We start from the raw sequence: 17,112 nt of genomic DNA on the forward strand, positions 1-17,112 counted from the left end.
GGCTTGAAGCTATGTGAGAGGCCATGAGCGACACGAGCGTTGCACCCACGCGCCTGACCGATCTTGCCAATCCGACCCGCTTCATCGCGCTGGCGGATCGGCTGATCCCGTTCGCCTATGCGCTTGCCGGCATCGTCCTCGCCATCGGTCTCTATATGAGCTTTACCGCGCCGCAGGACTATCAGCAGGGCATCACCGTTCGCATCATGTATATCCACGTGCCCTTCGCGTGGCTTTCGATGATGTGCTACTCGATCATGGCGCTTTCGGCGCTTGGCACGCTCGTCTGGCGGCATCCGCTTGCCGACGTCGCGCTCAAGGCCGCCGCCCCGCTCGGTGCGGCATTCACCCTTCTGGCGCTTGCCACCGGCTCGATCTGGGGCAAGCCGATGTGGGGAACGTGGTGGGTGTGGGACGCGCGGCTCACCTCTGTCTTCGTGCTGTTCCTCATGTATCTGGGCATCATCGCGCTCACCCGCGCGCTCGACGATCCGGGGCGTTCGGCGAGGGCAGCCGCCATCGTCACGCTGGTCGGCTTCGTCAACATCCCGATCATCAAGTTCTCGGTCGACTGGTGGAACACGCTGCATCAGCCGGCCTCCGTCATCCGGCTTGACGGGCCGACGATCCATTCTTCCATGCTGTGGCCGCTGATCGTCATGGCGGTCGGCTTCACCGTGCTGTTCCTCGCCTTTCATTTGACGGCGATGCGAACGGAAATCCGGCGACGGCGCGTGGCATCCATGCGGCGTCTTGCGGCACGGCGTGCGGATGGAGCTGCATCATGAACCATGTCGCATTCGTCTCCGCCGCCTATGGCGTGACGATCCTCACGCTCGGCGGCATCGCTTTGTGGCTGTTCGTCGACCACCGCGCGCGCAAGCGCGAACTTGCCGAACTCGAGGCACGCGGCGTGCGACGCCGGTCCGCGAAATGAGCACCGAAACGCAAGGTGCCCCGCGCCGCCGCCTTCCGCTTCTGGCGATCATGCCGCTGGCTCTGTTCCTCGGGCTTGCCGGCGTCTTTCTCGTCATGCTGCTTTCGGGCCGCGATGCGTCTGTCGTCCCGTCCGCACTGATCGGCGCGCCGGCTCCGCAGACGAATTTGCCGCCGCTCGAAGGCTCGTCCCTGCCCGGTATCGAAAGCGCCGCGTTCGACGGCGAACTGACCATCGTCAATGTCTGGGCCTCGTGGTGCGCGCCCTGCCGGCAGGAACATCCGCTTTTGATGGACCTTGCCGAGGACGAGGGCCTGACCATCGCCGGGCTGAACTACAAGGACCGGCCTGAACAAGCGCGCGGCTTCCTGGCCGAACTCGGCAATCCCTACGACGCCATTGGCGTCGACGGCTCCGGCCGCACCGCGATCGACTGGGGCGTCTACGGCGTGCCGGAGACCTTCCTCGTCGGCCCTGACGGCACGATCCTCTACAAGCATGTGGGGCCGTTCACGCCGCAATCGATGCGCGACGGGCTGATGGCCGCCATCGAGCGCGCGCGCTCCGGCTATTAACCGAGCAATTCGCTAACGGTCCTGCGCAAAAGCGCCTCGCCTCCCGGCTTCCAGCCCAGCGCCTTCAAACGCGTGCAGTCCATCGCATTGACCGCGGACGCATCTGCACGCCCCGGCAAAGGCCGTTCGACCCCCGTGATCCGATTGACCATTTCGAGCAGGTCGCGGCGGTCTACCAACAAATCGGAAACGTTCAGGACCGGCGGCGGAGCGATGTGATCGAGCGCAACGCGCATGGCCGAGGCAACGTCCTCGCCATGCACTTCCGTGCCGACGCGCGGCGAAACGTGCTTTTCGGCCAGATGATCGGCGAACAAGTCGGCCCATTTGTGGGCGCGCCCCGGTCTAGCGGGTCCGTAGACGCCCGTCACCCGCAGCGAAACGGTCGTGAAATTGTCATCTGCCAGCGCGGTCAACGCGCGTTCGGCCTCCAGCTTCACGCGGCCGTAAAGCGTGTCCGGTTCGGCTGGCGTTTCCTCGGACAAAAGCGTGCCGGGCGCTTTCGGCCCGTAGATCGCGCGTGTCGATAGAAACACGAACCGCCGGACGCCGGCGTTCTTCGCCGCGTTGAAAAGCGCGATGCTGGCATCCCGGTTTCGGCGAACGAATCCGTCCACGTCGTCGCCCTCACCGCCGCGATATTTCCCCGGCACATGATCGAACGCAGCGTGGATGACAGTATCAAATCCGGCGAGCAGGTCCGGCGTGAAGTTTTCAGGTTCAAGCTGGCCCGCAACAAAACCGACAGGCTTCGAAAAGAAACCGCTCGCCGGGGCGTTGCGGCCATAGACGATCACTGCGTCGCCATCCATCAGAAGCCGCTCGACGAGGAACCGCCCGACATAGCCCGTTCCACCGGTGACAAGCATTTTCGTCATGCGGGAGCCGGATTGGGCAGGCTGTCGATGTCGGGCAGGTTTTCGCCGGTCAGATGGGCTTGCCACAGTTCGATCAGCGGACGCAGCCGGTCAGCCTTGGGATGGTCGGCCTCCCACGGTTTTTCATACTGGAAATGGATCACGTGGACCGACTTCCAGTCCCACAGTTCGGGCAGTGTGAACCAAACATATTGCAGCATGTTGAAAAAGACCGGCAGGCCGTGCCAGTCGGGAAAGAAGGTCTGCAAAAACGTCTGATCCGTGCGCGGCCAGTGCGCGTTTGGCGCATCAAGTCGTTCCAGCATCGTGTCGAAGGTCGCCTGCGACGGTGCAGCGACGAAGACGCCGGAATTCAGCCGGTGGAAATCGGCCAACCCCTCATAAACGTTCGGCGCGGCTGAAAATTCGGGATATCCGAACAGCCGGTCGATGTTGCGGATAACGATGGCGTCGGCGTCGATGAAGACGACGCGCTCATATTCCTTCATCTGCCACAGCCGCAGCTTGGCAAAATTGTCGAGCGGCGTATGGAAGTCCGGCTTACGGCCCTTTGTGAACGGTTTGTCGGCATGGATACGCGCGCGGGCGTGGCGCTCGTTGAACGCATCGGATGTCGGCAAAAGGTCGACTTCGCGCAGGCTCGCTCCGAGCGCTTGCAACGGCGCCAGCACGTCGCACGCGACCCCGCCCGTATGCATGACGACGATGTCGGCTGTAGTTTCTGTCAGTTTCAGCGAGCGAACGAGCGCGACTGCGCCGGGCACGTAATCGGCATTGGTGACAAGCGTGACGTAGGCGTCGCTTTTTTCATTATTATGGAGATTGGCCATTAATCGTATTGAGGCGCGTTTTTTCGACTACAATCTATGGTGTTTTGTTGGTTTTGTACAATTATAAGTTGCATGACTTTGTATTGAAGGATTCAAATAATGGCGGTCAAGCATATCCCTACCGACGTGGTGCACAACGGAGCAAAAGGAGGAACGACGGGGTGCGGTTTCGATACACGGACACATCCTAGCCACTGGGTTGCTACAGGAGGTCGAATCACATGCGATAAGAACGGTTGTAAAAACTAACTACCAGTGCACTGACCATTAGATCACGCTCTTCAGCGCCTTGCCTTCAGGGTCGCGGTCGAGTGTAGGTGCGATGTCTCTGGTCCAGGCCGAAACGGCAGGAATGCGCGAGCGATCGACGCGGTAAGCGAACTTCTTCGCCACATCGACCACCTCCGACAACAGACCCGTTTCGAGACGGATCGGGTCAAGGCCGAGTTCGAGGAACTGTTCGTTCTTGACGACGAGATCGTTTTCGGCCGCTTCCTTCCGCGGGTTCGGCATATAGGCGACCTTCGCGCCCCCGATCCGCGCCACCATCTCGGCCAGGTCGCGCACGCGATGCGTCTCCGTCATCTGGTTGAAGATTTTCACGCGCTCGCCGCGCTTCGGCGCGTTCTTCAACGCGATTTCGATGCAACGGACCGAATCCTGAATGTGGATGAAGGCGCGCGTCTGTCCGCCCGTGCCATGGACGGTCAGCGGATAGCCGATCGCGGCCTGGATCAAAAAGCGGTTCAGCACCGTGCCGTAGTCGCCGTCATAATCGAAACGGTTGACGAGCTGGTCATGACGGCGTGTCTGATCGGTATGCGTGCCCCATACGATGCCTTGATGCAGGTCGGTGATCCGCACGCCGTCGTTCTTGGCGTAGAACTGGAAAAGAAGCTGATCGAGGCACTTCGTCATGTGATAGATCGAGCCGGGATTTGCCGGATAAAGGATATCCTGCTTCACGGTTTCGCCTGCCATCGTCTCGATGCCGACCGGCAGATAGCCCTCGGGAATCGCCGCGCCGACGGTCGAATAGCCATAGACGCCCATCGTGCCCAGATGCACCAGATGCGCGTCGACGCCGGTCTCGACCATGGCGTTGAGCAGATTGTGCGTGGCGTTGACGTTGTTGTTGACCGTGTAGTTCTTGTGCCGGTCCGATTTCATCGAATAGGGCGCGGCGCGCTGCTCGGCGAAGTGGATGATCGCGTCAGGGCGCTCCGACGCCAGCCAGGCTTTGAGAATTTCATAGTCCCGGCAAAGATCGATCAGGTGGAAATGAATGCGCCGGCCTGTCTCCTGATACCAGATGCGCGTGCGCTCCTGGATCGAATCCATCGGTGTCAGCGACTGGACGCCAAGCTCCGTATCGATCCAGCGGCGGGACAGATTGTCGATGATGTGGACGTCGTGGCCCGCATCCGACAGATGCAAGCTCGTCGGCCAACCTACGAACCCGTCGCCACCAAGAACTGCGATCTTCATTCCAGCGCACTCCAGAAAATTGTTTTGCCGACACCATGACAGCCGATTGTGACAGGACAACTACCTGGCGCAATCGGCAAATCACGTTCGTCGAATAGTGTTCTTTGAAGTCAGAACACCTGAAGATAGCGCAGCAGCGAAATGACACCGATGACGATGACGATGATCCGGGCGATCTGCTTGGCGCGTCCGTCGATCGGGAGCATTCCGATCAGATAAAGCACCAGGATGATGATGAGAAAGGTGATGAGTACGCTGACAAGTAAGCTCATTGCATGAGGCCCCGCTAATTAAGTCACACTGATAAACTCGCCATCGGGGATTTCGGTTCCGGTGCTTACAACCGGAAGGTCCAGTAAAGGCAGGCGAGCATGGCAGCGGTGAAGGCGACAAACGCGACGGAGCGCAAGAGCACGTTCTTGCGCAGCCTCTCCATCGCCAGATGGGCGATGACGATGCCCGCCGCGAAGGCCAGTTGCCAGTCGGCAAGTGTCCAAAGCGCGTTGCCGACACCGAATGCGAAACGGGAGACTGCGACGCCGACGATGATCGCGAGCAACATCAGCGCGGTCGAATGGATCGGCGTCGAGCCATGCGAATGGACGAAGGCGGCGGCGCGCAACGGCAAGAGCATCACGAGCGCGCCCGTCAGCGCGTAAATCGCGGCCAGTGGCATGAAGGAGGCCGAGGAAGCGAGGCCGGCGAGCCGTCCGTTGCCGAGCTGGCCGAACGCGTATCCTTTCATCTGAAGCCCGAAACCGAGCGCCATCAAAAGGCCGGCGATGGCGGCGACGAGCAGGAAGGCGGAAGCGGTTCGGTTCATGACGGCCTCAAACAGAATCGACGGATCATCTGCGATAGGACGATCCGTCTTTGCCGTCGAGCCGCTATTCCGCCGGCTGCTTCTTCTGCGGGTCTTCCAGCGAATGACGCATGATCAGCGGCATCTGCGCCAGCGTGAATGCGATGGTGATCGGCATCGTGCCCCAGACCTTGAACGCGACCCAGAAATCGGTCGAGAACATGCGCCAGACGACCTCGTTCAGGATGGCGAGGAAGACGAAGAACACGCCCCACCGCAGCGTCAGCTTGCGCCAGCCTTCGGCGTCCAGCTTGAACGCCGAATCGAAGACGTAGCCGAGCAGCGCCTTGCCGAACAAAAGACCGCCGAGCAGAACGGCTGCAAACATGCCGTTGACAATGGTCGGCTTCATCTTGATGAAGATTTCGTCCTGCAGATAAAGCGTCAGCGCGCCGAAGACGAAGACCACGACGCCCGAGACGAGCGGCATCATCGGCAAGGTGCGCAGGAGCACCCACGAGACCGAGAGCGAGATCGCCGTCGCGATCATGAACAGGAAGGTGGCCAGGAAGATCGGGTCGCCGACAGGCTCAAGTATGGGGAAGGTGCGCACGATCCACTCGCCGCGCATATTGGCGAAGAAGAAGACCATCAGCGGGCCGAGTTCCAGAGCCAGCTTCAGGAGCGGATTGATCTCTTCCTTTTTCGGATCGCCCGGTTCGCGTTCGACGATGGGTTCGCTCATGTTCAACTCACTCCCGCGATCGCCCGGGCGAAATCGCGCGCTTGGAAAGGTTCGAGGTCGTCGACGCCTTCGCCGACGCCGATGAAATAAACCGGCAAGCGATATTTGGCGGCGATTGCGACCAAAATACCGCCGCGCGCGGTGCCGTCGAGCTTGGTCATGACGATGCCGTTGACGCCCGCGACGTTGCGGAAAATCTCGACCTGATTCATCGCGTTCTGCCCGGTCGTCGCATCGACGGTCTGAAGGACGGTGTGCGGGGCATCCGGATCGTGGCGATTGAGGACGCGCACGACTTTTTCCAGTTCGGCCATCAGTTCGGCCTTGTTCTGGAGGCGTCCGGCCGTGTCGATAATGAGAACGTCGGAGCCGTTTTCCTTCGCCTTTTCATAGGCGTCCCAGGCAAGGCCGGCCGCGTCCGCGCCGAGCTTGGACGAGACGACATCCGAGCCGGTGCGATCGCCCCAGATCTTCAATTGCTCGATGGCGGCCGCGCGGAACGTGTCGCCCGCGCCGAGCGTGACCTTCAGCCCGCCGGCCGTCAGCTTGGCGGCGAGCTTGCCGATCGTGGTCGTCTTGCCGGTGCCGTTGACGCCGACGACGAGGATGACATGCGGCTTATGGGACAGATCGAGCTCCAGCGGCAACGCGACGGGGCCGAGAACTTTCTCCACCTCGCTCGCCATCACCGTGCGCACCTCTGCGTCCGACACGTCGCGACCAAACCGTCCCTCGGACAAGGTGTCGGTGATGCGGATCGCCGTCTCCATACCGAGATCGGCGCGCAGGAGCACGTCCTCGAGGTCTTGAAGTGTATCCTCGTCGAGCCGGCGCTTGGTGAAGACGCCGGAAATCCCGGTCGACAATTCGCGCGAGGATCGCGACAGGCCGTCGCGCAGACGGTCGAACCACGCACGCTGGGCGGCGGGTGCGGCTTCCTCGGCGACTGGGCCACGCTCGACGGTCTTTGCCACGCGGACGCGTTCACCCGGTTCAGCGACGGCCTCGACTTCGCGTTTCAAAAACTCCGGCACGGCGGGTGCTTCGGCGGCAGGCGATGCCGGGACAGGTTCGGTCGGCGTCTCTGGCGGCACTTCGACTGGCGCCGGCTGCGGGGTCTCTTGCGGCGTTTGTGGAATTTCGACTGGAGCGGGCGGGACTTCGACCGGGGCCGGCATCGGTTCCACCGGCACTTCGGCTGGCGGAACCTCCGGCTGAGGCTCAGCAGGCGTCCCAGGTGCTGGAATCTCGGCAGGCGGAGTGACCGGTTCCGGCTCGACGGGCGGCGTCACCGGCTGGGGTTCGGGCAATTCCGGCTTCGGTTCGGGGGAATGCGAGGGCGTTTCGATCGGCACTTCAGGCACGGAGTCCGGACGCGGTGCATCCTCGTCCGCCTGAACCGGCTCGGTCGTCTGGCGCAGGAACTCGGGCAGGGCCGGCGCGTCGACGGCGGCCTCAGCGGCCTGCGTCGAGGCGATGTGTTCCTCCTTCGGTTCCTCGTCCTTGCGGCCGAAAGAGAACATTTTCTTGAAGAAACCCGCCATCGGTCGTCCTTAAGCCGCGCGCCTGGCGCGTGTCGTTGCAATCAGCCGCTCGCCATCATGGGCGGATACGCGCCGCTCGACGATCTCGCCGGGCACGCCTTCGTCGCAGGCGGCCATGGTGAAGCCTTCCGTGCGACCGACGCCGTCGCGCTCGATCAGAATTTTCTGCGTCGTGCCGACCAGCCGGTCGAGATGGCGTCGGTAGGCGGCGTCGCCGATAGCGCGCAGGCGCGCAGCGCGTTCCTTGACGATCTCGCGCCTGACCTGCGGCATGCGCGCGGCGGGCGTTCCCTCGCGCGGCGAGAACGAGAAGACGTGCAGATGCGTCAGTCCGCATTCCTCGACGATTTTCAGCGAATTTTCGAACATCGCCTCCGTCTCGGTCGGGAATCCGGCGATGATATCAGCGCCGAACACCATGTCGGGACGCATCGTCCGCACCTCCTGACAAAACCGGATGGAGTCGTCCCGCAGATGACGGCGCTTCATGCGTTTGAGGATCATGTCGTCGCCGGCCTGCAGCGACAGATGCAGATGCGGCATCAGCCGCGCTTCGGTTGCGATCGCTTCCATCAGATCCGGGTCGGCCTCGATGGAATCGATGGAAGAAAGGCGCAGGCGGGAAAGGTCCGGCACCTGCCGCAATATCGTGCGGACGAGCTTGCCGAGGCGAGGCGATCCGGGCAGGTCCGCGCCGTAGCTCGTCATGTCGACGCCGGTCAGCACGACTTCCGAATAGCCATTGCTGACGAGGCGCTTGACCTGATCGACCACCGCGCCCATCGGCACGGAGCGCGAATTGCCGCGTCCATAGGGGATGATGCAGAAGGTGCAGCGATGGTCGCAGCCGTTCTGCACCTGCACGAAGGCGCGTGCGCGGCCCTCGATGGCGTCGACCATATGTCCGGCGGTCTCCGTCACCGACATGATGTCGTTGACGCGCGCCTTTTCGAAATTGTTGACGCCGAAATCGGGCAAGGCGCGATAGTTGTGCGCCTTCAGCTTTTCCTCGTTGCCAAGAACTAGATCGACTTCGCCCATTTCCGCGAACGTGGCCGGTTCCGTCTGCGCGGCGCAGCCGGTCACGATGATGCGCGCGTCGGGGTTTTCCCGGCGCGCCTTGCGGATCGCCTGCCGCGCCTGCCGCACGGCTTCGGATGTGACGGCGCAGGTGTTGAAGACGATCGCGCCACCGTCGAGTTCGCCGAGGCCGGCCTCCGTCGCCTCGCGCCGCATCACCTCGGATTCGTAGGTGTTCATGCGGCACCCGAAGGTGACGATGTCGAGACCCCTCTTCGCCGTCATGCCGCGCCCTTTTCGTCGCGGGTCCATATGCCCGATGCCGGGTCGAACGTGCCGGAAAATTCCCACTCGGCCGGGCCGGTCATCATGACGTGGTCGTCCTCGCGCCACTCGATCAGAAGAGGTCCGCCGGGAACCGTGACGGTAACGGTGCGGTTCGTCCGCTTCGTGCGTGCGGCCGAGACGGCAGCGGCGCAGGCGGCAGAGCCGCAGGCCCGTGTCAGTCCTGCGCCGCGCTCCCATGTGCGGATGGTCATCGCATCGCGCGCGGTCACGTTTGCGATGGTGATGTTGGCGCGTTCTGGAAAGATCGGATGGTTTTCGAGCAACGGCCCGAAGCGTTCGAGGTCGTAGGACCACACATCCCCGTCGACCCAGAAGATCGCGTGCGGATTGCCCATCGAGGCCACGGATGGCGAATGCAGGACCGGCGCGTCGATCGGGCCGATCTGCAATTCGATCATGCGCGTATCGCGGAATTCCTCGGCCAGCGGAATGTCCTGCCAGCCGAAACGCGGAATACCCATATCGACCGAAATCTGCCCGTCCTCATGTTCCTTCGCGGTCAGGATGCCCGCGATGGTCTCAAAGGTGAAGGCGGCGCGTCCTGTCTCGGCGGCCAGCGCGGAGACGACGCAGCGCATCCCGTTGCCGCAGGCCTGCGCCATGGAGCCGTCGGAGTTCAGTATGGCGACGTAATTGTCGGTGCCAGGCGTCCGCGCATCGTGGATCGCCATGATCTGGTCGAAGCGGGTCGCGGGGTCGGCGTTGAGCCGAACGGCGGCGTCGGGCGTCACCTGATCGGCACGGCCGCGCATGTCGGCGACCAGGATCTGGTTGCCGAGCCCGTTCATCTTCGCAAATGGCGCAGTCATGCTCATGGCCCGCTATATGGCCGAAACGGCCGGCGATTACCAGAGATCGAGCGTTCAGAGCTGGACCGAATCGGCCCAGCCAAACACCAGCAGCATGATGACGAACAGGATGATCGCCAGCGCGGCGATCGCGAAGGCGATGCGGCTTGCAACCCGCGAGACGCTGCGCATGCCGATCGCGCCCGCAATCACGGCAATGACGACGAAGAAGATGAACCAGCCGAACATTCAAAGCCCCCTTTGAAAGATGGGGCTACCTTACGCGATTTGCGCGGGAATGTCCCATGCCTCGCCCGGCTGCATTGCGCGAAAGCGTTCTGCCGCGATGCCGCGATCGGCAAGAGCGGTGCCCAGAAGGTCGCGCGGTTCCTCGATCCGTTCATTTGTGAGCTGGAACGTGCCCCAGTGATGACCGACCGCGAAATCGACGTTGGCGAGCCGCATGCCCTCGACCGCCTCGACCGGGTCCTGATGCTGCGCGGCCATGAACCAGCGCGGGTCGTAGGCGCCGATCGGGAGGATCGCGAGCCGAAACCTGCCGTGCTTTTGCGCCGCTGCTCGGTAGTTGATGCCCTGATGAAAGCCGGTGTCGCCGATGTGGTAAAGCTTGCCGGCTGGCGTTTCGACCGCGAACGATGCCCAAAGCGCCATGCGCCTGTCGCGAAAGCCGCGCGCCGACCAATGATGCGCCGGTTCCAGATGGATCGTGATGTCGCGAAAGCGAACCGCCTCACCCCAGTCATGGGCGGCAACGCGCATGGTCGGCACGTCATGATGGACGATCTTGTCGTTGCCCAGAGGCGTGACGACGAGGGGATTGTGCGCCGCGCGCAACCGCTGGAGGCTGGTCACGTCGAGGTGGTCGTAATGATTGTGCGACAGGAGAACGAGGTCGATCTGCGGCAGGTCTTCGAAGGCGACGCCGGGCGGGTTGACGCGGCTCGGGCCCACGAAGCCGAAAGGCGAGGCGCGGTCCGAAAACACCGGATCGGTCAAAATGTTGGTTCCGGCAACCTGGATCAGCATCGTCGCGTGGCCGATCATGGTCACGCGCAAAGCATCGCCGGAGACGGACGCGTCCGGGACGTTCCCGGCATAGGGGCTTGGAAACGTCGATGGCCATGACGCGCGGCTCTCGCCGAACTGCCAGCGCAGGAGATCGGAAAAGCCGCGCGGCTCCTCGCCGCCCGGATTGAAGAAGGTCGTGCCGTCGAAATGGTCGCTGACCGGACCGTTATAATAGGGATTGCCCGCCATGGCCTTCGTCGCCCCCAGTCCGGCTGCCGTCGCCAGTCCGCCCAGTCCCAGCCATTTCAGCATGCGCCGCCTGTTCATCGTCATGCCCTTTTGCAAATCCGCCAGCCTTCTCTCAAGCCGATCCGCGCAGCCGTCAAGCCGACAAGTTTGTGAACTGACCGGCTTGTGAGGCGCGTTTCATGAAAGTGTCATCGAACCGTTATGTGGGCGTCACGCGTAGATGATTTTCAGCCCTGATCGTCAACCATCGTTTTTGACAGGGGGTTTGTCATGACCAGGTTCATCAAAATTCTCGCCGCATCCGTCGCCATCACCGCGTTTGCCGGCTCCGCATCGGCATTCGAACTCGATTCGCGCTTCACCGACGCCGACGGCGACATGGTCGCCGACATCCCGACCGACGAGGCTCAGTTGGTCGATCCGGACACGCTGATCTTCGCCTATACGCCCGTCGAGGACCCTGCTGTCTATGTCGACGTGTGGGCCGGTTTCCTCGAGCATCTGTCGGAAGTCACCGGCAAGGACGTCCAGTTCTTCCCCGTTCAGTCGAACGCGGCCCAGCTTGAAGCCATGCGTGCCGGCCGTCTGCACATCGCCGGCGTCAACACGGGCGGCAATCCGCTCGCCGTCGCCTGCGCCGGTTTCCGCCCCTTCGCCATGATGGCCGCCAGCGACGGCTCGTTCGGCTACGAGATGGAATTCATCACGCATCCGGATTCCGGCATCGAGAACGTCGAGGACATGAAGGGCCGTACCATCGCCTTCACCTCCGAGACGTCCAATTCGGGCTTCAAGGCGCCGCAGGCGCTGCTGGAGAGCGAATACAACATGGTCGTCGAGACCGACTTTTCGCCGGCCTTTTCCGGCGCGCATGACAATTCGATTCTCGGCGTCGCCAATCGCGATTATGACGCCGCTGCGGTCGCCAATTCCGTCATGGGCCGCATGATCGAGCGCGAAGTCGTCTCCGCCGACGACATCGTGTCGATCTTCAAGTCCGACACCTTTCCGACGACGGGTTACGGCGTCGTCTACAATCTCACGCCGGACCTTCAGGAAAAAATCCAGGAAGCGTTCTTCTCCTTCGACTGGGAAGGCTCTGGCCTTGCGGAAGAGTTCGGTTCGGCCGGCGAAGAGCAGTTCATCCCGATCACCTTCGCCGAGCATTGGGCGGTCATCCGCCAGATCGACGAAGCGATGGGCGTCACCTACACCTGCAACTGATTTCAGGCGTGCCTGCTATCGGAAGGAGCGCCGGCAGCGGCGCTCCTTTCGGCTATTCATAAAAGACGAGAGGGGCGGCATGCTGCGCATCGAAGCACTCGAAAAACGCTACAAGACCGGCGATCACGCTTTGAAGGGTGTCGGCTTCACGGTGGAGCCGGGGCAGGTCGTCGGGCTGATCGGACCGTCGGGTGCAGGCAAATCCTCGCTGATCCGCTGCATCAACCGCCTCGTCGAACCAACCGGCGGCAAGATCTTCCTCAACGATGTCGACATCAGCGCCGTATCGCGCTCTGACCTGCGCAAGGCGCGCCGCCGCATCGGCATGATCTTTCAGGAATATGCGCTGGTCGAGCGGCTGACGGTGATGGAGAACGTGCTGTCCGGTCGCCTCGGCTACGTGCCGTTCTGGCGCTCCTTCCTGCGTCGGTTTCCGCAGACCGACGTCGACAAGGCGTTCGCGCTGATCGAGCGCGTCGGTCTTTCGGCACATGTCGACAAGCGCGCCGACGCGCTGTCGGGCGGCCAGCGCCAGCGCGTCGGCATCGCCCGCGCGCTCGAACAGGACCCCGAACTCCTCCTCGTCGACGAACCGACGGCTTCGCTCGACCCGAAGACCTCGCGCCAGATCATGCGGCTCATCTGCGAAATCTGCGCCGAGCGGAAGCTGCCGGCGATCATCAACATCCACGACGTCGCGCTGGCGCAGATGTTCGTCGACCGCATCATCGGCCTGAAGGCCGGCGAAATCGTCTTCGACGGCGCGCCCGATGCGCTGACCAACGACGTTCTTTCGCGCATCTACGGCGAGGAAGACTGGAACGCGCAGCGCAAGGAGCGCGACGACGAGGCCCAGGACGCCGCCGATGTCGCTGCCTTCGAGGCGGGGCGTGAGCGGCGTATGGAAACCGTACCGGCATGAGCGCCGCCGCCGCTGTTGCCGCAACGGGCCGCCGCTGGAAGCGTCCACCGCTCTTCATCCATTCGCGCTTCTGGCGATTCGTTATCTATGGCGGCGCGCTTGCCTATCTCGTGCTGGCCGTCGGCACGCTCGACATCAACTGGACGCGCGTGGCCGAAGGTCTCGAACGATCCGGGCGCGTTCTGTCCGGCTTCTTTCAGCCCGATTTCACCTCGCGCTGGCGCGATATCCAGCAAGGGCTGATCGAAAGCCTGACGATGACGCTGACCGCGACCGTCGTCGGCGTTTTCATCTCGATTCCGATCGGCATTGGTGCGGCGCGCAACGTGGCACCACCCGTCGTCTATTATGTCTGCCGCTCGATCATCGCCGTTTCGCGCGCCTTTCAGGAGATCGTCGTCGCGATCCTGTTCGTCGCCATGTTCGGCTTCGGGCCGTTCGCCGGTTTCCTGACGCTCGCCTTCGCCACGATCGGTTTCCTGTCCAAGCTGCTCGCCGAAGACATCGAGGACATCGACGAGGCACAGGCCGAGGCGATCCGCGCCACCGGGGCAAGCTGGGTGCAGCTTTTGAACTACGGCGTCCAGCCGCAGGTGATGCCGCGCCTGATCGGATTGTCGGTCTACCGCCTCGACATCAATTTCCGCGAATCCGCCGTCATCGGCATCGTGGGTGCGGGCGGCATCGGCGCAACGCTCAACACCGCGATGAGCCGCTATGACTACGACACGGCAGGCGCGATCCTCGTCGTCATCATCGCTCTGGTCATGGTCGCCGAATACGCGTCCAGCCACATTCGCAAATGGGTGCAGTGATGCCGGTCAGCCAATCGAACGGAACCGCCGTCTGGCAGCATCGCACCACCGCCCGCCAATGGCTCGGCTTCGCCGGGTGGCTCGGCCTCGTCGCGCTGTTCGTCTGGTGCTGGCAGGTGATGAACCAGACCACGATCTGGTCGTTCGTGTGGGACGCGCCGCGTCAGGCGGGCGACCTTCTCACCCGCGCCCTGCCGCCGCGCTGGAGCTATCTCGATCGCCTTTGGCTCCCTTTGTGGGATACGATCAACATGGCGACGCTCGGCACGCTGCTCGGCATCGTCATCGCCGTGCCGGTCGCGTTCCTTGCCGCGCGTAACACGACGCCAAGCGCCACGTTCCTGCGCCCACTCGCGCTTTTGATCATCGTCGCCTCGCGCTCCATCAACTCGCTGATCTGGGCGCTGATCCTCGTCACCATCCTTGGGCCGGGATTGCTCGCTGGCATCCTCGCCATCGCGCTGCGCTCGATCGGGTTCATCGGAAAATTGCTCTACGAGGCAATTGAGGAGATCGACGAGAGCCAGGTCGAGGCCGTGCGCGCGACTGGGGCGGGGGCCGTGCAGGTGATGGATTACGGGATCGTCCCGCAGATACTGCCCGCCTTTCTCGGCATGTCTGTGTTCCGCTGGGACATCAATATCCGCGAATCCACCATTTTGGGTCTGGTCGGCGCGGGCGGCATCGGGCTGCAACTGCAAAGCTCGCTCAACATGCTCGCCTGGAGCCAAGTCTCGGTGATCTTCGCTCTGATCCTCGTGACGGTTGTCGTGTCAGAATGGGTGTCGGCCAAGGTCAGGCACGCGATCCTCTGAAAAACGAGGGCAATCGTCGCCTGTCCTGTTGATATTCTGCAACAGCACACCGTAAATTAACCGTGTTCTGTTGGATATGTCCCGAACGATGCCATTATTGGTGCTGCATAGGACACTGGAATAGGAACCTGAGGAGTGACGCGGCGTTGCTTCGACGGAGGTGGATCAATGAACCTGACTAAAAGCACGCTCATCATCGCGGTTTCCGCTCTGGCGCTCGCCGGCTGCACAAGCGACCGTTTCTCAGGCGGCTCGAACGTCTCCCCGACGGTCTCGTCGCCCTCGCCGATCATGGCGGCACCCGCGGGCCAGGTTCAGTCCAGCCAGTTGCCCCCGCCCAGCCAGCCGGGTATGGCGCCGACCGTGCAGGGCGCGCAGGGTGCCTTCCCGCAGGCTCCGGGACAGGAAGGCGGTACGCAGATGGCTTCGCTTCCGCCCGCAGGTGGTGGCGCTCCGGTTTCGGCGGGCGGTGTCGCTGGCGTGTGGAACGCGTCGGTGGCGGGCCAGTCCTGCCGCATTGCAACTCCGCAGACGCGCTTCGGCGAAGGCTTCCGCGCCGGTCCGCTCCGCTGCCCCGCGCCGCTCGACGGCGTGCGCTCGTGGAACGTCTCCGGCTCGACGTTGACGCTTTACGACGCCAATGGCGGCGCGCTCGCTAATCTTTCGGGCGGTGGCGGCAATTTCAGCGGCCAGACCTCGTCCGGCCAGCCGCTTTCGCTCACCCGATAGTGTCGCAAAACGAGCCGAGCTTTCATGCCGCATGAGGGCCTACCGACCTTTCGCTCGGTTCAGGACGCCTATCTCCAGCGCGTGAAGGCTGGCGAGCTTTCGCGCGACGAGCGTCAGGTCGAGCTCGCCCGCCTGTTCGACAGGCTGATCGACGATCTGCGTACCAAGCGCGTCGCCACCAAATCGAGCGCGCTCGGCTGGCTGTTCGGCAAGAAGCGCGAGACCAAGGCCCCCGTCAAAGGGCTTTACCTTCATGGCGGGGTCGGGCGCGGCAAGACCATGCTGATGGACCTCTTCTTCGGACTGGTTCCGGTCAAGCGCAAGCGCCGCGCGCATTTCAATGACTTCATGGCCGACGCGCATGACAGGATCGGCCGCCACCGCGAAGCATTGAAGCGCGGCGAGACGAAGGAAACCGATCCGATCCCCGTCGTCGCCGCGGCGCTCGCCGAAGAGGCGTGGGTCCTGTGCTTCGACGAATTCACCGTCACCGACATCGCCGACGCGATGATCCTGTCGCGGCTCTTCACGGCATTGTTCGAACGTGGCGTGGTGCTTGTCGCCACTTCCAACGTCGCGCCCGACGATCTTTATCGCGACGGCCTCAATCGCGGGCTGTTCCTGCCCTTTGTCGAAATCCTCAAGGCGCATTGCGACATCGTCCCGCTCGACGGGGCGATCGACTACCGCATGGAAAAACTCGGTCGCATGCCGGTCTATATCACGCCATGCGACGAGGCCGGACGCGCGCTGATGGACGAGGCGTGGAAGGTGGCGAGCGAGGGGCATCCTGTCGGCCCACGCGCGATCTCGGTCAAGGGCCGCGAAATCCCGGTCCCGCATGCTGCGGGCCGCGCCGCGCGTTTCGATTTCGCCGATTTGTGCTCCCGCCCGCTCGGCGCGCGCGACTATCTCGCGATCGCCGCCGAGTTCGATACGATCCTGATCGACTGCGTCCCGAAGATGGAGATGGACCGGCGCAACGAGGCCAAGCGCTTCATCCTGCTCGTCGATACGCTTTACGACCGGCATGTGCGGGTTATACTCAGCGCCGAAGCGCCGCCGCACGAGCTTTACTCCGCCTCCTCCGGCACGGAACGTTTCGAATTCGACCGGACGGTCTCGCGTCTTATCGAGATGCAGAGCGCCGATTGGGCGAAAACGCATGAAGCGGCATGATTTTTTCTTACGTTTACGTAAATCCGCAATCATCTAAACGATTGAAAATACTGGATATGAAATAATCGGTTGAATTTTCGTGCTGTTCGGTCTATGCGACCGGCGACTTTCGGGCAGCCTCCCATGCCCGCGTTAAACCTGTAACGCATTCATTGTCGGTCGTTCTGCCGACGATCATCAAAGGGGACTTCCAAG

General features: G+C 62.7%; 20 protein-coding genes. 9 read left to right on the top strand and 11 right to left on the bottom strand.

The genetic code is table 11. The annotated features are described in order from the left end of the window. Nucleotides 1-23 precede the first annotated feature (23 nt). The 3 genes from ACX82Z_RS20220 to ACX82Z_RS20230 are packed head-to-tail and all read left to right on the top strand — an operon-like array spanning nt 24 to nt 1,512. A complete protein-coding gene (locus ACX82Z_RS20220) occupies nt 24-788 on the top strand; it encodes a heme ABC transporter permease (RefSeq protein ID WP_459590886.1) in 765 nt (254 codons plus the stop codon). Then, nucleotides 782-937 (top strand): heme exporter protein CcmD, encoded by a 156-nt coding sequence (ccmD, locus tag ACX82Z_RS20225; RefSeq protein WP_459911903.1) that lies wholly within the window; start codon nt 782-784, stop codon nt 935-937. The genes ACX82Z_RS20220 and ccmD overlap by 7 nt, the downstream gene beginning before the upstream one ends. Beyond that, the gene (locus tag ACX82Z_RS20230) at nt 934-1,512 is read left to right on the top strand and encodes a DsbE family thiol:disulfide interchange protein (RefSeq protein WP_459590887.1); all 579 of its coding nucleotides are present in this window, start codon (nt 934-936) and stop codon (nt 1,510-1,512) included. The genes ccmD and ACX82Z_RS20230 overlap by 4 nt, the downstream gene beginning before the upstream one ends. Here the strand turns inward: ACX82Z_RS20230 and ACX82Z_RS20235 are convergent. The 11 genes from ACX82Z_RS20235 to ACX82Z_RS20285 all read right to left on the bottom strand — a co-directional run bounded on the left by ACX82Z_RS20235 (nt 1,509) and on the right by ACX82Z_RS20285 (nt 11,311). Next, nucleotides 1,509-2,390, bottom strand: a complete 882-nt coding sequence (locus ACX82Z_RS20235; RefSeq protein WP_459590888.1) for an NAD-dependent epimerase/dehydratase family protein — start codon at nt 2,388-2,390, stop codon at nt 1,509-1,511. The genes ACX82Z_RS20230 and ACX82Z_RS20235 overlap by 4 nt on opposite strands. Further along, complete coding sequence (locus tag ACX82Z_RS20240; protein WP_459590889.1) at nt 2,387-3,220, bottom strand: glycosyltransferase; 834 nt, start codon at nt 3,218-3,220, stop codon at nt 2,387-2,389. Before ACX82Z_RS20240 ends, ACX82Z_RS20235 begins: the two co-directional genes overlap by 4 nt. Before the next feature lie 267 nt (nt 3,221-3,487). Beyond that, the gene (locus tag ACX82Z_RS20245; protein WP_459590890.1) at nt 3,488-4,708 is read right to left on the bottom strand and encodes an NAD-dependent epimerase/dehydratase family protein; all 1,221 of its coding nucleotides are present in this window, start codon (nt 4,706-4,708) and stop codon (nt 3,488-3,490) included. A gap of 110 nt (nt 4,709-4,818) precedes the next feature. Further along, entirely contained in the window at nt 4,819-4,980 is a 162-nt protein-coding gene (locus ACX82Z_RS20250; protein ID WP_459590891.1) for a Thivi_2564 family membrane protein, read from the bottom strand. Nucleotides 4,981-5,045: 65 nt separating this feature from the next. Then, nucleotides 5,046-5,531, bottom strand: coding sequence for a hypothetical protein (locus tag ACX82Z_RS20255; protein ID WP_459590892.1), 486 nt, complete (start codon nt 5,529-5,531; stop codon nt 5,046-5,048). A gap of 64 nt (nt 5,532-5,595) precedes the next feature. Continuing rightward, a complete protein-coding gene (locus ACX82Z_RS20260; RefSeq protein WP_459590893.1) occupies nt 5,596-6,255 on the bottom strand; it encodes a septation protein A in 660 nt (219 codons plus the stop codon). 2 nt (nt 6,256-6,257) lie between these two features. Continuing rightward, the gene (gene ftsY / locus ACX82Z_RS20265) at nt 6,258-7,799 is read right to left on the bottom strand and encodes a signal recognition particle-docking protein FtsY (protein WP_459590894.1); all 1,542 of its coding nucleotides are present in this window, start codon (nt 7,797-7,799) and stop codon (nt 6,258-6,260) included. A gap of 9 nt (nt 7,800-7,808) precedes the next feature. Beyond that, nucleotides 7,809-9,104, bottom strand: a complete 1,296-nt coding sequence (mtaB, locus tag ACX82Z_RS20270) for a tRNA (N(6)-L-threonylcarbamoyladenosine(37)-C(2))-methylthiotransferase MtaB (protein WP_459590895.1) — start codon at nt 9,102-9,104, stop codon at nt 7,809-7,811. Further along, entirely contained in the window at nt 9,101-9,982 is an 882-nt protein-coding gene (gene dapF / locus ACX82Z_RS20275) for a diaminopimelate epimerase (RefSeq protein ID WP_459590896.1), read from the bottom strand. The genes mtaB and dapF overlap by 4 nt, the downstream gene beginning before the upstream one ends. 48 nt (nt 9,983-10,030) lie before the next feature. Then, entirely contained in the window at nt 10,031-10,204 is a 174-nt protein-coding gene (locus ACX82Z_RS20280) for a DUF1328 domain-containing protein (protein WP_459590897.1), read from the bottom strand. A 30-nt stretch (nt 10,205-10,234) separates the two neighbouring features. Next, on the bottom strand, nt 10,235-11,311 hold the full coding sequence (locus ACX82Z_RS20285; RefSeq protein ID WP_459911905.1) for an MBL fold metallo-hydrolase: 1,077 nt from the start codon (nt 11,309-11,311) through the stop codon (nt 10,235-10,237). Between the two features lie 192 nt (nt 11,312-11,503). Between ACX82Z_RS20285 and phnD the strand changes: the two genes are divergently transcribed. The 6 genes from phnD (at nt 11,504) to zapE (ending at nt 16,917) form a co-directional block, all read left to right on the top strand. Then, nucleotides 11,504-12,457, top strand: a complete 954-nt coding sequence (gene phnD / locus ACX82Z_RS20290; RefSeq protein ID WP_459590898.1) for a phosphate/phosphite/phosphonate ABC transporter substrate-binding protein — start codon at nt 11,504-11,506, stop codon at nt 12,455-12,457. Between the two features lie 79 nt (nt 12,458-12,536). Next, nucleotides 12,537-13,379: a phosphonate ABC transporter ATP-binding protein gene (phnC, locus tag ACX82Z_RS20295; protein WP_459590899.1), complete on the top strand. Its 843-nt coding sequence runs from the start codon at nt 12,537-12,539 to the stop codon at nt 13,377-13,379. Then, nucleotides 13,376-14,194, top strand: a complete 819-nt coding sequence (gene phnE / locus ACX82Z_RS20300) for a phosphonate ABC transporter, permease protein PhnE (protein ID WP_459590900.1) — start codon at nt 13,376-13,378, stop codon at nt 14,192-14,194. Before phnC ends, phnE (ACX82Z_RS20300) begins: the two co-directional genes overlap by 4 nt. Next, entirely contained in the window at nt 14,194-15,009 is an 816-nt protein-coding gene (gene phnE, locus ACX82Z_RS20305; RefSeq protein ID WP_459590901.1) for a phosphonate ABC transporter, permease protein PhnE, read from the top strand. The genes phnE (ACX82Z_RS20300) and phnE (ACX82Z_RS20305) overlap by 1 nt, the downstream gene beginning before the upstream one ends. A gap of 168 nt (nt 15,010-15,177) precedes the next feature. Beyond that, a complete protein-coding gene (locus ACX82Z_RS20310) occupies nt 15,178-15,738 on the top strand; it encodes an AprI/Inh family metalloprotease inhibitor (protein WP_459590902.1) in 561 nt (186 codons plus the stop codon). 24 nt (nt 15,739-15,762) lie between these two features. Next, on the top strand, nt 15,763-16,917 hold the full coding sequence (gene zapE / locus ACX82Z_RS20315; protein ID WP_459590903.1) for a cell division protein ZapE: 1,155 nt from the start codon (nt 15,763-15,765) through the stop codon (nt 16,915-16,917). The last annotated feature ends 195 nt before the right edge of the window (nt 16,918-17,112 follow it).

It is taken from the genome of Aliihoeflea sp. PC F10.4, assembly GCF_054612275.1.

Bases quoted from the DNA above. Each gene is read 5' to 3' on its own strand.
- phnE (WP_459590901.1), top strand. From the start codon at position 14,194: ATGCCGGTCAGCCAATCGAACGGAACCGCCGTCTGGCAGCATCGCACC.
- ACX82Z_RS20230 (WP_459590887.1), top strand. From the start codon at position 934: ATGAGCACCGAAACGCAAGGTGCCCCGCGCCGCCGCCTTCCGCTTCTG.
- phnC (WP_459590899.1), top strand. From the start codon at position 12,537: ATGCTGCGCATCGAAGCACTCGAAAAACGCTACAAGACCGGCGATCAC.
- phnD (WP_459590898.1), top strand. From the start codon at position 11,504: ATGACCAGGTTCATCAAAATTCTCGCCGCATCCGTCGCCATCACCGCG.
- ACX82Z_RS20255 (WP_459590892.1), bottom strand. From the start codon at position 5,531: ATGAACCGAACCGCTTCCGCCTTCCTGCTCGTCGCCGCCATCGCCGGC.
- ACX82Z_RS20240 (WP_459590889.1), bottom strand. From the start codon at position 3,220: ATGGCCAATCTCCATAATAATGAAAAAAGCGACGCCTACGTCACGCTT.
- mtaB (WP_459590895.1), bottom strand. From the start codon at position 9,104: ATGACGGCGAAGAGGGGTCTCGACATCGTCACCTTCGGGTGCCGCATG.
- ACX82Z_RS20235 (WP_459590888.1), bottom strand. From the start codon at position 2,390: ATGACGAAAATGCTTGTCACCGGTGGAACGGGCTATGTCGGGCGGTTC.
- ACX82Z_RS20260 (WP_459590893.1), bottom strand. From the start codon at position 6,255: ATGAGCGAACCCATCGTCGAACGCGAACCGGGCGATCCGAAAAAGGAA.
- phnE (WP_459590900.1), top strand. From the start codon at position 13,376: ATGAGCGCCGCCGCCGCTGTTGCCGCAACGGGCCGCCGCTGGAAGCGT.
- ACX82Z_RS20220 (WP_459590886.1), top strand. From the start codon at position 24: ATGAGCGACACGAGCGTTGCACCCACGCGCCTGACCGATCTTGCCAAT.
- ACX82Z_RS20245 (WP_459590890.1), bottom strand. From the start codon at position 4,708: ATGAAGATCGCAGTTCTTGGTGGCGACGGGTTCGTAGGTTGGCCGACG.
- ACX82Z_RS20250 (WP_459590891.1), bottom strand. From the start codon at position 4,980: ATGAGCTTACTTGTCAGCGTACTCATCACCTTTCTCATCATCATCCTG.
- ACX82Z_RS20310 (WP_459590902.1), top strand. From the start codon at position 15,178: ATGAACCTGACTAAAAGCACGCTCATCATCGCGGTTTCCGCTCTGGCG.
- zapE (WP_459590903.1), top strand. From the start codon at position 15,763: ATGCCGCATGAGGGCCTACCGACCTTTCGCTCGGTTCAGGACGCCTAT.
- ACX82Z_RS20280 (WP_459590897.1), bottom strand. From the start codon at position 10,204: ATGTTCGGCTGGTTCATCTTCTTCGTCGTCATTGCCGTGATTGCGGGC.
- ftsY (WP_459590894.1), bottom strand. From the start codon at position 7,799: ATGGCGGGTTTCTTCAAGAAAATGTTCTCTTTCGGCCGCAAGGACGAG.
- ACX82Z_RS20285 (WP_459911905.1), bottom strand. From the start codon at position 11,311: ATGAACAGGCGGCGCATGCTGAAATGGCTGGGACTGGGCGGACTGGCG.
- dapF (WP_459590896.1), bottom strand. From the start codon at position 9,982: ATGAGCATGACTGCGCCATTTGCGAAGATGAACGGGCTCGGCAACCAG.